General features: G+C 45.9%; 14 protein-coding genes and 1 pseudogene. 9 read left to right on the top strand and 6 right to left on the bottom strand.

The genetic code is table 11. The annotated features are described in order from the left end of the window. Nucleotides 1-460: hypothetical protein (locus tag OXH39_09540; protein ID MCY3550691.1), on the top strand; the 460-nt coding region annotated here is incomplete at its 5' end. An 88-nt stretch (nt 461-548) separates the two neighbouring features. Here OXH39_09540 and OXH39_09535 read toward each other — a convergent pair. Continuing rightward, on the bottom strand, nt 549-1,595 hold the full coding sequence (locus OXH39_09535; GenBank protein ID MCY3550690.1) for a DMT family transporter: 1,047 nt from the start codon (nt 1,593-1,595) through the stop codon (nt 549-551). A gap of 196 nt (nt 1,596-1,791) precedes the next feature. Here OXH39_09535 and OXH39_09530 point away from each other — a divergent pair, with 196 nt between their 5' ends. The 3 genes from OXH39_09530 to OXH39_09520 all read left to right on the top strand — a co-directional run bounded on the left by OXH39_09530 (nt 1,792) and on the right by OXH39_09520 (nt 4,764). Next, nucleotides 1,792-2,946, top strand: coding sequence for an ABC transporter substrate-binding protein (locus tag OXH39_09530; GenBank protein MCY3550689.1), 1,155 nt, complete (start codon nt 1,792-1,794; stop codon nt 2,944-2,946). Between the two features lie 570 nt (nt 2,947-3,516). After that, nucleotides 3,517-3,684 carry a hypothetical protein gene (locus OXH39_09525; protein MCY3550688.1) on the top strand — a complete coding sequence of 56 codons (168 nt, stop codon included), beginning with the start codon at nt 3,517-3,519 and terminating at the stop codon, nt 3,682-3,684. A gap of 198 nt (nt 3,685-3,882) precedes the next feature. Continuing rightward, nucleotides 3,883-4,764, top strand: coding sequence for a formylglycine-generating enzyme family protein (locus OXH39_09520; GenBank protein ID MCY3550687.1), 882 nt, complete (start codon nt 3,883-3,885; stop codon nt 4,762-4,764). 15 nt (nt 4,765-4,779) lie between these two features. Here OXH39_09520 and OXH39_09515 read toward each other — a convergent pair whose 3' ends face one another. Genes OXH39_09515 through OXH39_09495 form a run of 5 tightly spaced genes read right to left on the bottom strand, consistent with a single transcriptional unit; the run spans nt 4,780 to nt 9,337 of the window. Further along, nucleotides 4,780-5,481, bottom strand: coding sequence for a hypothetical protein (locus tag OXH39_09515; protein ID MCY3550686.1), 702 nt, complete (start codon nt 5,479-5,481; stop codon nt 4,780-4,782). A gap of 55 nt (nt 5,482-5,536) precedes the next feature. Further along, nucleotides 5,537-6,277 carry a hypothetical protein gene (locus OXH39_09510; protein ID MCY3550685.1) on the bottom strand — a complete coding sequence of 247 codons (741 nt, stop codon included), beginning with the start codon at nt 6,275-6,277 and terminating at the stop codon, nt 5,537-5,539. Nucleotides 6,278-6,309: 32 nt separating this feature from the next. Further along, a complete protein-coding gene (locus OXH39_09505; protein MCY3550684.1) occupies nt 6,310-7,008 on the bottom strand; it encodes a hypothetical protein in 699 nt (232 codons plus the stop codon). A gap of 15 nt (nt 7,009-7,023) precedes the next feature. After that, entirely contained in the window at nt 7,024-7,812 is a 789-nt protein-coding gene (locus OXH39_09500; GenBank protein ID MCY3550683.1) for a hypothetical protein, read from the bottom strand. Further along, on the bottom strand, nt 7,790-9,337 hold the full coding sequence (locus OXH39_09495) for a carboxypeptidase-like regulatory domain-containing protein (protein ID MCY3550682.1): 1,548 nt from the start codon (nt 9,335-9,337) through the stop codon (nt 7,790-7,792). The genes OXH39_09500 and OXH39_09495 overlap by 23 nt, the downstream gene beginning before the upstream one ends. Nucleotides 9,338-9,546: 209 nt before the next feature. On the opposite strand from OXH39_09495, the gene OXH39_09490 reads away from it, so the two are divergent. From OXH39_09490 to OXH39_09470, 5 genes and pseudogenes are all read left to right on the top strand, one after another. Continuing rightward, on the top strand, nt 9,547-10,170 hold the full coding sequence (locus OXH39_09490; GenBank protein ID MCY3550681.1) for an RNA polymerase sigma factor: 624 nt from the start codon (nt 9,547-9,549) through the stop codon (nt 10,168-10,170). An 87-nt stretch (nt 10,171-10,257) separates the two neighbouring features. Continuing rightward, on the top strand, nt 10,258-10,965 hold the full coding sequence (locus OXH39_09485) for a hypothetical protein (GenBank protein ID MCY3550680.1): 708 nt from the start codon (nt 10,258-10,260) through the stop codon (nt 10,963-10,965). A 157-nt stretch (nt 10,966-11,122) separates the two neighbouring features. After that, nucleotides 11,123-11,860: a hypothetical protein gene (locus OXH39_09480; GenBank protein MCY3550679.1), complete on the top strand. Its 738-nt coding sequence runs from the start codon at nt 11,123-11,125 to the stop codon at nt 11,858-11,860. Nucleotides 11,861-12,069: 209 nt separating this feature from the next. Continuing rightward, nucleotides 12,070-12,330 (top strand): annotated as a pseudogene (locus OXH39_09475) (ferredoxin family protein). A gap of 69 nt (nt 12,331-12,399) precedes the next feature. Further along, entirely contained in the window at nt 12,400-12,663 is a 264-nt protein-coding gene (locus OXH39_09470) for a 4Fe-4S binding protein (GenBank protein MCY3550678.1), read from the top strand. Nucleotides 12,664-12,865 lie beyond the last annotated feature (202 nt).

The following is a 12,865-nucleotide window of genomic DNA, read 5'->3' as shown; positions in this document are numbered from 1 at the left end:
ACTTGAGAACTTGGAGGGATGGAAACTACAGGTCGCAGTCCCCTATAATCACCATCGAGACTATCTACTGACTGCTGAGAACTCCGTTGTTGTTGACGCAAACATTGAAGGCGTAGAAGGCGGGTTTGCATTCATAGCAAACCCAGAAGAGACACCCTTCCCGATGATAGGGATGGGATTCACGGGGGCACTCGTTCCAGGCTTTGATTATCGTCTCTATGATGACACGGGTCGAAGGATAGACTTTGGCATCGCCTGCTATAAGCAAGGCGGTATTTTCCAAGCACTCAAGGATATGGAAGATCCAAGAGTTTTACGGAATGTGCTGCTGGAGAGTCTCGACTGGGATGCCGCTACCTACATCAGAAGTGAGTGGACAGTTCCTGTTCCTGCGCCTGCTGCGCCGTCTTTGATCAAAAAGACTATCGTTGGCACTTGGGCAGATCTGAAGAAACAATAAGCAAGTTTCAATATTAAATGGACGTTTTTGATCTTCGGATGAGAAGGTATAATCCAAGTCTTTTAGTGTCCACTGGTTCTTGAATGGACTAACGCTGCCTATTCACAAGATAGATTCCCATTGCTACCAATCCAGTGCCTACCAACAAGCCGAAGGTCAGTTCATCGCCTAAAAACAGGTGGCTAAACAGAACACCCGACAGCGGCATCAGAAAAGAAAAGACAACCAATTTACTCGCCTTGTATTTTCTTAGTGCCCATGTCAACGCTAAAAAGCAGAAACCTGTGATAATCCATCCCTGATAGATCAGCCCAGCACTGCTCGCCAGCGTCCATTCAATCGGTTTTTCTCCTTCAAAAATGTAACTGAGAACGTAAAAGCACGGAATGTTTAAACCTAACAGCCAGATGAGCAAACGGTACGGGTAAATGTCCTGAACGAATACCTTTGTCAATGTAATGCGGAGCCCTAAGAAACAGGCACTGAGGATTACGATTAGATCACCGATGAGGTATCCGGTAGAAAGACCTTGCAGATTCGGCATAATGGCGAGAAAGACACCACTGAACGCAGTAATAATTCCCAATGTTTTCGGCGCAGTGAGTCGATCATTTGGAAGCCAGAAGTGTCCAAACAGAACGGTAAAAAGCGGATAGAGACTGAAAAAAATGGTTGAACGAGCGGCAGTCGTGTGTTGCGTGCCAATGTTCAACGTGATCGTATGCAACGCGTAGAGGATAGCGATCAGAAGTAACCGACGGAATTCCTCGAAGCGCATCCGCATTGACATCCCATAGTAAAATCCTGCTCCACCAACGAAAATAACGCCTAATATACAACGGAAGAGTGCCATTTTTAGCGGTGGAAAGCCTTGTAGACCGAGTTTAACAGCGAATGCCCCGCCACCTATGAGAGAAACAATGAGCAGCATAAAGGCAATAATCTTGCCTGATGGATCTTCGTTCCTAAATTCTTTTTCAAGCATAAACGTAAATGAGTCCCGAAAAGTGGAACCAAGTTGTGATTTTGTGGTATATTTATTATGCGCAGTGGTGTATAGGTGTCGGTGTGCCAGAAACCTATGAAGTGAGTATTGATTCTTACTAAGGATACCATATTTATCTTTGTTAATCAAGAAAAAATCTTCCTGGTTTTTTGATATTTTTTCCGACTTGTGTAATACTTTATGATAGTGTTCCCGTAGGTTGGGTAGAGCGGTGAATCACCCAAAAACCCCCAACTTACCAAGAAGATTCTGATTTTCAACGACGCGTTCATGGAAGTAAACATAGCGAAACCCAACAATCGAACTAAAAGAAATTAGGAGAAAAATGAAGAGAATCATAATATTCACATTTGCTTTAATAATCATTGCTTTGACTGTCGGACTTTTCAGTTGTGATAGAATCGCCTCAGTAGCATCTGATGGCGAAACGCCTCAGATGATGGGCGAAGAAATTCCGATCGGTGTTGTCGTCGCGCTGACAGGGCAACACGCCGAACCGTATGGATTTCCAATGCAACGCGGTTTTGAATTGGCACGAGAAGAGATTAACAGCCTCGGCGGTGTGAATCTCACCTTTATCACTGTGGACGATCAGAGCACCGCAGAGGGCGCGAAGGAAGCCGTACAGCACCTGGTTAATCAAGGTGTCCCTGCTATAGTCGGACTTGCTATCTCGACGCACCTTAAAGAGGCTGCTCCAATTGCACAGGAAAATCGGGTCATAGCTTTCAGTTCGGTCTCCTCCGCTGCAGGTTTGAGCGGGACCGGAAATTTCATCTTCCGCACCAGTCTCGCCACAAATATAAGCATTCCGAGTGGGGTGATGGTGACTCAGCAGAAAATCGGCTATCAAAAAGTCGCGACGATCTATGATGCCATCGATGTCTACGCCAGAAGTAGCAACGAAGTGTTAAAGACGGTACTTGAGGCAAACGGGGTTGAGATTCTAACCCAGGAAACCTTCAAAACCGGCGATACCGATTTTTCTCAGCAATTAACCAATATAATGGCGGTGGAGCCGGACGCACTCTTTATCTCCGCCCTCTCACAAGAAATAGCGCAGATTGTCGCACAAACATCCAAGGTAGGCTTTCCCGATACTATTCGCGTTATTGCGCCCGATTTAACCATGGACGAAGTCCAAAAGGCGGGCGATGGTGCTGAGGGGACAATAGGTTTTATCGGATGGTCCAGTATATCTGACGCACCCGGAAACCAAACCTTTATTGAGAATTATCGAGCGAAATACGGTATTGAACCTGAGCCGTGGGCGGCACAGTCGTATGTGACGCTCCATGTTCTTGTCAATGCAATCAAGATAGCACAATCGGCGGATTCGACTGCCATTCGGGACGCACTTGCACAGACGAAGGATTTACCCACCATTTTAGGCAACTTCTCTTTTAACCCTGACGGAGACGCACTGTATGACCAGATTGTACTGGTCCTTAAGGACGGAGAATTTCAGGTCTTGGAATAATCTCCAGCGTCGAATGATATAACCTAAGCCTTATTCAATTTCGCCTCCCCAGTCCCGGTAGGTGCGGTTTCCGAACCGCACCATAGGTGTCAATTTTAGAAAAAACGCATCATACCATCGTAGGTGTTTTTGCTTGGAGTCTTTGCTTGGGTGTTTCTGCGGATTTCCGTGAGGTTGAGCGGAGCCGAGAAAAATGATACCGACACACCAAGCACTTTTACCACTCTACACTGTTCTATCAATCAAGAAGATAGCGAAATCCAACGCAAACCTACCACCATGTTTCCAAAGCATTTTATAGCATCCGCTGTTAGGGTGTGCACAAGTCTTTCGCACCATCAGTCTCATCTTCCCCCGCGTCTGCTATGAAATATATATCGGAGAGATCTCGCAAAAAGTCGCGTCACTCGCAAAGTGTTAGATAAAGCCATTATTATTCTGTTATTTCTATCAAAAAATATGACTTAATACAACACTCGCATAATCCCTTATAATAATTGACTTTATCGCACTTTTAATTTGATTAATACCGAAATTTGTGATACCATATACATTAACAGATGTGAAAATATGAAACTTCTGACACAACGGGCCACGCAAAACTTCACAAAGCGGTATCTCCTTTTTCGAGCCAATGTTATTTCGGTTTCCTTGATTGCGTATCAGCTTTTGGAGAACAAACCCTCGGTGAATCTCTCCGAACTTCAAGGGCGCAACGATTTACCCGTGCTTTTCTAACATATAAACTTTTTTCAAACTCACGTTATAATGAAGTCATCAAGTTTTAGCCAAAAGAAATTCTTTCATGAGTATCATAGCACTTTTTACAAAATAGACAACTTTTTTCTTTTTAGAAACCTTGCCTGCAGCACATAATGCGTGGAGTCTCATGGGAAAATTGCGTAAGTCCTAATCTTTTTGAAGGTGGGATCCTTTATGAAAAAATCGTTTTTTAATAATCAGAAAATCCATTTTGTTTGTATAACTCTCGTGATGTGTTTCGGATTTACGATGATGGGCTCTGCGGACACGGATCTAGGGCCCCGTGTTGTACCTCCGGGGATGGTGCTAATTCCTGCGGGCGAATTCCAGATGGGAAGCAACGATGCGGAAGCGGGTAGCGACGAACAGCCAGTGCATACGGTTTACCTTAAGGCTTTCTACATGGACAAGTATGAGGTAACGAATGCAGAATATGCGGCGTTTCTTAACGCTAAAGGGAAACATGTTGATGGAGCAATCAAATGGTTTGACCTTAAGGATTCAGATGCTCATATTGAATATGTTGATGGCCGTTATCAGGCGAAAGTGGGGTATGAGAAACACCCAGCTATCGAAATAAGTTGGTACGGTGCGATGGCGTATGCTGCGTGGGCGGGGAAACGGCTACCTACGGAGGCAGAATGGGAGAAAGCGGCGCGCGGCGGTTTAGTAGGGCAGAAGTATCCTTGGGGCAATTCGATTGATGCAAGCAAGGCGAATTACCATGTAGATGTTAAAGATACCATGCCTGTTGGGAGTTATCCACCTAACGAGTATGGACTCTACGATATGACAGGGAATGTGTGGGAATGGTGTTTAGATGCGTATGATAGCCATGTTTATACGAGTTCACCCCGTCGTAATCCGATTGTCGGTGCCGAAAGTATATCCAATTTGATAGACAACTTTACCACTATTAAGTCATCCCGCGTGTTGCGTGGCGGTTCTTGGTTTTATTCGGCACCGTATCTGCGGGTGTCCTACCGAGATAGGGATACGCCCAGAATTACGTATACACTTTTCGGGTTTCGTTGTGTGAAAGAGGTAATGCCTTAAATCGGACTGCTTTATTCATCTGATCTTGAGTTGACCCCACGTTAAGGTTGATTTGACTTCTGGGGTGAGGTTTAATCCGGAAATGGTGAAAGAATCAGCCCATCCTTCGCCAACCCACTCATTTGCGATATTAATACCCTCCATGACGAAGCCGAGGATCTCAATTTTATCGAAATTGGCATCCTGAAATGCAGTGCGAAATTCACCATCTGCGAACAATGCAAAGTGCCCTGAATTAAAATACAGTTTCATCTCTGTAAGGACATCGGTTTCCCAGCGGATACGTGGCTCTCTGGAAAGTCGGAACCGAAAAGGGTGGCTGCTCCCTTTGCCATCAAAACGTCTCGCCCTAATTTCGTCTGGAAAAAACACATAGAAGAACGGGTCTTCTTCCGGCGTATCGGGAAAACGTCGTCCTACACAGAAACCAAAACGCGTCTTGTCACCGCCGAAGTCGTTTATCGTGACTGTGAAATTCCTATAGGGTGGCGGGAGTGCCGTGAATTCAAAGAGTTCATATCCTACCTCCCATTCCCGTTTAACCTCTGCGCGTAGGAAACCATCGCTTATTTTCCAAAGCGAATCATTTCCGGCAATCCGCCATGCTGTAGGACTTTCAACATCAAAATCGTCGTGCCAAACCTCAGCGGATGCAAAGAACGTACAGCCGATGAAAGTGTAGATAAATATAAGGATTATTGCGTCTCTGTTTGGCATGATTCAACCTAATTCGTTAGTGTGGAGATTCAGTTCACACATACGGATACACCGGTTAATTGATTCTTATGCAATCGTACCACTGCTGCGTTTTCTTTCCTTTTCGACTCAGGACCCCTGGTTTTCGCTCAATTGGTGGACCGAAGTCACCATCTCTCTGCCTCAGAACATTCCAGTCAGGCGGAAACCATGTTCTGAGGGTTTTGCAGTTAACTTCAAGGGTTTCTCCCTCCCAACCACCGATCTTGTAATACATTGGACAGATCCACCGTTCCGCGCCGCGCGCATATCGCCGCCAACCCATGACAAAGGCTTGTGCACGGATAATGTTCCCGTCTCGCCAGTGCCGTTCGATACCGCTCCATGGATATCCTGTTGTTCCACCGCCAGCACTAATTTCGCTCCACCCCAAATCGTCGCGGAGTGTAATGTAGGAGAAGTTTGTGCCCCACGGTGTATCGTTTGTGCTGAAACGCCACTGTTGGCCGCGATACCAATGTAGTGCCCCTCGAATGCGTGAAGCGGAAACCGTCGCATTTTCAATGGTTTCTACGATGTCGAACCGACCTCTGTTGTTATAAGGGTTATGTACACCGGCACAGAGAGTGAGAGAGTTTACCTCAGGTCCAAACCATGTTCCATTTACGCCGGGAGTTCTATAATAAAATCCCGAATTCGCGGGTTGGGCACGTTCTCCGGGATTCAATCGTGCTTTCGCGTAAGTGTTCCAAAACCCGATGGAAAGGACCACCATGAGTAAAAACGCGTCGAAAATCAGATCCAAGTTTTTTGGCAATGTTCGTTTTCTCATAAGTATGCTGTCAGTGATTAGGGGTCAGACCCTTTCTTTAAACGTGCCCATGTTGTCGCTAATCTCCGCCTTGGTGTGACGGCGAGCCCGTCAATCGTGAATGCGTCCACCCACGCGCGACCTATAGTAACATCCTCCGTGACAAATCCAGCAAGCACGAAAGCAATCGTATCAATGTGAGTGAAGTTCGCATCCCGAAAATCGAGACGTGGTTCCCCATCCGCGTGCAGTTGAAACCTACCGCTATTGAAGTGCAATTCCATCTGCTGAAGTTCGTCTGTGTTCCAGCGTTGCCCGGGTCCAATAAACACGCTGCCGTTTCTTGAGGCTTGCATATCGTTCGTGAAAAAGAGGTAGAAGCCATCCTCCTCTATTTCGGTCACCGGGTTTCGGAAATGCTTTGCGAGTGCAATACCGAACCGAGCCTGCGTTGCCCCAGCGGTTTTGAGCGTAATCGTAAAGTCGTCATAAGGTCCAGGATAGGCGATGAATTGGTAGCGTTCAAATACAGTGCTCCACTGCTCTTGCGCCCGAATTTCTGCCCTTAAAAATCCGTCTTCAACCGTCCAGACAGAATCGTTTCCGACGTGTTGCCAGTCACCTTTTGACGCTTTTTCAAAATGGTCTTCCCAAAAAGCGGCATGCGTATCCGCTTGCAAAAGAAGAAAGGCATAGATAGTGATAAGCACTTTTAAAGTGTGTGCGATGTTTTTCATATCGCGAGTGCCTTATTATTTTAGCGGTATGCAATCGTACCAGTTATTTGTACGCCTTTCGCGACGGCTGAGCGTGTTGAATTCGGGACGAGACATCGGCTCCATAAAGTGTCCTTCGGTGTGGCTTAGTATCTTTATGTTATACTGTCCTTGTCCAGTTGCGCAGATGTAATTCACAGTTCCAATTTTGTGGTACTTCGGTGCGAGGTATCTCTTACCGGCATGCTTGTATGGATAATAGCCGGTTACTTCTGACTCGGATTTTACGACATCTCCATCGCGCCAATGTGTCTCGAAACCGCTCCAAGGGAATCCGGTGACACTATTCGCTGCGTCGATGTCTGTCCAGCCGATTTCGGATACGAGGATGATGTGGACAGTGTCCGTGCCCCAAGGCGTATCGGCGGTTGCGAAACGCCATTCTTGCTTTCGGTACCACCACACTTTTCCTGGCGTTGAAGAGGGCCAGACCATGGCATCCTCTCTGGTATAGATAATATCAAAAAATCCAGCTGCATTAAATGGGTGAGCGATCATAGGACAAAGCACCCGGCTGTCGATTTCCGGTCCAAACCAGCGGTTTCCGTCTTCGGATGCTACAAATTTGCCGGGTGTCCGGTAATAACTGCCAGCCGCTTCAGGAAGAGCAACCTCCCGAAGGATGATTCTTTCCGCGTCTTTGAGGGTGCCGTGCAAGCCAGCACTTGCAAGAAAAACAGGAAACTGGAGCGTGGCGATTAGAATTAGTGCTGTTCGATAAACGGCACACGGAGTGTACCGACTACTTTGCAAACGGAGTACCATCTCGACTGCCTAAATAAATGCGGTATCCAGTACCACAAGCGGGAATTTCAATTTGTTTGTGAACAAGCGTTCGTTGATAACGTTCTGTGGTCTCTTCAAATGCCGTATGGACAGCACGGATATAGAGTTGATAACGAACCTCTGTTAAATTGTCGAATGTGAATCTACCCGCAGCGTCCGTTTCTGTTTCAAACCGATCCAGTGTCATTGATATATCGTGGGGATACAACTCCCATGGATACCATGAACGAGAGACAACAGCATTGCGAACAGGTTCGCCTGTATCTGCCCAGAGCACCTGCCCCTGTAGCACTGCCACAGGACGATCCACTACCACAAGAACCTCTTCGGAATCCAACGAGGCATCCACATCAATGCGGGTTGCCGAAATACCGTTCCCAATGATATAAAACGTATATTTTTCCGAAAAAAGCCCGTCCATGATAAACGTAGATGTTGTCACAGGAAAGGATTTTGATAAAAGTGGTTTGTGTAAAGCCAACGGATTCAAACTGGATTCCATCTCTGTGTATGCGGGGAATACCTTCACGCTGTATTGCGCATCCGATGGGACATCTGACAGCAGGATAACGCGACCTTTAAAAGTAATTCCTTTTTCAAGCGGGATAACAGACGGCATCTTTCCGATATCCACGTTCTCATAGACTCTTGAAAAGTAGCCGCTTTTACGAACCTCAAGCGAGAGAAATCGCGCCTCGGTTTCTAACACCTGTATCTGAAAGTTGCCTGCGTCATCTGTCTGTGTCGCTGCGAGGATCGCACCGTGCCCCTCCGGCGTTTCACTATGCCGGGTCGTGTAAATCTGTGCTCCCACTATTGGACGTTCTTGCTCGTCCGCAACACTGCCGCGTAATGTATCCAGTTTTGGGACACGAACAGAAATCTGTGCCTGCTTTTGTGGGTTAATAGATGCCACATACGCTATAATAACATCATTCCGAGAAACTGTCAAGGTGTATTCAATTGGATAGAGGTCGGCAAAGTGGAAATCACCTGTAGTGTCAGTTTTCGCTGCGTGTTCAATCGGCGCGGCGGCGCGAAAAAAATCCGCCGACTTATTGTGCATCCTTAGATTGACGACGAGCCCTTCGGCATTTTTGGCATCGGATACGTTACCTCGCAGAGACAAAGCGCGCCTCAGCACAATCTCTCCTAAATCATACCTACTTTTTTGGGGAAGTATCTCCTGTCGTAAGAGTTTTGCCTGATACTTGGGATGGAGTGCCATGAGTGAAAAAGCGTAATAGTTTCGCGGTTCATTAGGAATCGTCAGTGAGAATGCCCCTTTAGCATCTGTCGCCGTTGCGTGTGCGAACTCTCGGTCTGGGTAAACACGCCCGATCTCCTCAGGAGCAACACGCACAAGGACATCGGCAATTGGGTGCCCGTTTTCGGCATCTACGAGTGTGCCGTGGACAGAAGTACTGTTTGGCGTTTGACAGATGCCAGTCGTGGCACAGAAAAAGAGGAACAAAATCGAAAGGGTGATGCGAGTATGGTTCATATAGTGTATTTACTTGAGCGGTTTGATGAAATTGTAGCATAAAATAGAAAAGAATGGTAATTAGCAGCTGGGAAAAAGAATCAGGATTGGACATCCGTTTTTATGTAACCTTTTCAAAGGATTTGCATTCTTAACCTATAATGCAGTTTAGGTACTGACATACTGGTATTTATGAGATATGCTGTATATCTTTTCGGATTTTACTATAGGTGGCGATTCAAAAACAGGATGTGATGGCAATGGATAAATCGCGCGATGAAGAGTTAGTACATCAAAGTTTAGATGATGAGAATGAGGGTGCCTTTGAAATCCTCTATCACCGTTACGAAATGTCGCTTCTCAATTTTTTCTATAGGCGCGTTGGCAGTTGGGAAACCGCGCAGGACTTGATGCAAGAGACGTTTATTAGAGTGCATGCTCACCTCGGCACCCTTCGGGATCGCAAAAAATTTTCGAGTTGGATGTTTAGCATAGCAAAGCAACTCATCGCAACGCACATCAGAGAAAACCGAAGAAGTATTGAGACAGCTCCGATTGATGAAATCTTTGAAACCTACACGATAGAACCTGAGCATCGTTCTCCCATAGAATCAATAATCGCTGAAGAGCAGCTGGAAATCGTCCGTGTTTTGGCGCAGCGGCTGCCCGAATCAGAACGGCGCGCGTTTGAGCTCAGACTCAACAACATGACGCTCGGAGAAATTGCGAAAACATTGAATATTAGTCCATCAGCAACCAAGGTGCGGCTGCATCGAGCAAAACAGAAGTTGGTCGCTTGGATGAAAGCGGAATATCCCGGCGAATTTGATCATATATTTCGCGATAAAGGTTAAAAGCTGGACGGCATCGGAAAAAATTTGTTTTTTATGTAACCTTATCTGCTGATTTACATTCTTAATCCATCAGAAGGAGATATTAATATGACACCAACGGATGCCAAGGAATTACTGAAGACCCTAATCGTGGAGAAATGTCTCCCCATTGATGTTGTTGATATGGCACCCTCCCAAGATTTACGCGCATTGGATTCGACAGTGGAGGCACGTATTAAAGATGTCATCCACCAATGGAATACAGATGGAAAAATTCATGAACGCCCGCCGGGACGAGCAGAAATTATGGAGTTCTATACGAGAACTGATTCTGTCTCTCCTGCCAAGGAATTACCAGAATCCTTAGTGGTTGAATCATTTCTTGAATCCGTCATAAGGGAACAAAAACTACCTGTCCGTTTCACCGACTGTGGTTTCCGGTTGATTACTTTGGCGGAGGATGACGCAACACACTATCCTGTTAAAATCTTACACGGCGGATTTCGATTAGACAAAAGAGACGGAAGCGCGATTACGGTATCACAACTTGAAGGCGTTGCAAGTCGATTCAAGGTTTTGCTAAAAGAGAGAGGTGTAAAAGCAAAAATGTTCCATCGGGGGTTTCAACTTGAAAAGAGTGCAGAAACTGGGATACCTCTCTCACAGGTCAAAAAGTGGGCGGAACAGATAGATACGACATTCGGCATCAATTATGTGCTGAATGCTTATGAATACGCAAACCGTGATGAAGCCTCGGATACAAGTTGGACGAGTGCAAGTATTTGTGTCTCTTTGTGGCGTTTCCCACGGCGTTAAGTCACAATGGAACAAACTATAACAGAATAAAAACTTAATTTTAGAAAAGTAGAACTTACGCGATTTTCCACCAATCCTTATACATTACATGCATCTGGCGAGGTTACAAACCTCCGCCAGCAAAGGGTTGTGTAAGTCCTGAAAAGGAGAAAAACTCATGCGTCCAGATGATGTGAAAGAATTATTAGACACCCTAATTACCGAACTCGATCTGCCGCTCAGAGCCTCCAATAGCGGTCCGTTATTGGTTAGCGAAAAGTCAGACGGCTTGACTCAGGAGCGTATGGACGAAGTAGTAAAGCAGTGGATGGATGGAGAAATCCTGAGTCACGGTATCTCCGTAGGGAGATCTGTGTCTGAGAGGGATGAAGCGACAACTCGTCTCGCCTCCGACATGCACCGGGTCCCAGAAGTTAAGGAAATTTTGGAATCCTTAGTCATTGAACAAGCACTACCTTTGAAAGTCGACGACGACGGTTTTCAATTGGAAATCCTCGTAGATGAAGGGGTGGACTATCGTTGCGACGATATGCTGAAACTGGAAGCTTTATTAAAAGAGAAAGGCTTGGATGTTCCCGTACGCCACAACGGCTTTAGTCTATGGCAAGAAGAAAACACCGTCGAGATCCAATTCCCGCAGTTTGAAGCGTTGGCGAATCGCCTCGCAGATGCCTTAAAAGGACATGGATTACAAGTGAGATTGCTCCATCACGGCTTTAAACTACAAAAGCGCGAAGAGGACAAGGTGGATATCGCAGAGGCAAAGGAGCTCACCTATAGATTGGAGACCATGGTGGGCATCCCGTACGTCCAAGGCTCTTACGGATATATAAAGCCCGGGTTGGATACAGAAATCCACTGGACGACTGCAAGAATAACTACCGCCCTACCATAGTTTGAAAATAACAGTAAAATCCGAAAATATGTAGACAGTTTTTCAGTAAAGGGAACCCTCACCGCCGCTGGCGAGGATTGTATCCTCGCCTTCCGGTAATGTTGAAATAATTATGAATTTTACCAAAAATAGCATCAGATTAGCACGCCTTAAATTAACATTGGCAGCGTGCACAATAAAAACAAATAGATAAAAAGGAGATAAATAAGATGACGTACGTAATTTGCGAACCCTGCATTGACGTGAAAGATAACGCTTGTGTAGACGTATGTCCCGTGGATTGCATTCACCCACACCCGACTGACGCATCCGATGAATATGAAACGGTAAATCAGCTCTATATTGACCCCGAAGAATGCATCGACTGTGGTGTATGTGAACCGGTATGTCCCGTTGAGGCGATTTTCATGGAAGAGGATGTGCCAGAAGAGTGGGAACATTTCATAGATATAAACGCTGAATATTTTCAGTAAATAGCACCGGGTTGGCATATCTAATGCCAACCTCAAAACTCAAAAAAACAAAAGGAAGATTTTCAAATGGCTTATGTAATTTGTGAGCCCTGTATCGACGTAAAAGACAGCGCGTGTGCTGACGTATGTCCCGTGGATTGCATTTATCCACATGCGGACGAGTCACCCGACGAGTATGAAGCAGTGAATCAACTTTATATTCATCCCGAAGAATGCATTGATTGCAATGTGTGTACGCCCGAATGTCCTGTCGAGGCGATTTTCATGGAAGAAGACGTGCCGGAAGAATGGGAGCATTTCATAGATATAAACGCAGCGTATTTTCAGTAGAGATTGCAATTTTCAAATTCAGTCTTAATCCTGAAAGTCATTGGTGTTCTGAGTAGGTGAATATAACTCTCTGACTGCTTCACTCAGCAAGTGGTTAAAAAAAGACAAGCCCCGTGAAGAGCGAGGCTTGTTTTTTTTCTGCGTTAATACCCCCGACGAGATTTGAACTCGTGTCGCCGCCGTGAAAGGGCGGTGTCCTTGG

The sequence above is a fragment of the Candidatus Poribacteria bacterium genome (genome assembly GCA_026702755.1).
Lineage (GTDB): Bacteria > Poribacteria > WGA-4E > WGA-4E > WGA-3G > WGA-3G.
This window is presented reverse-complemented; position numbering and strand designations above follow the sequence as displayed.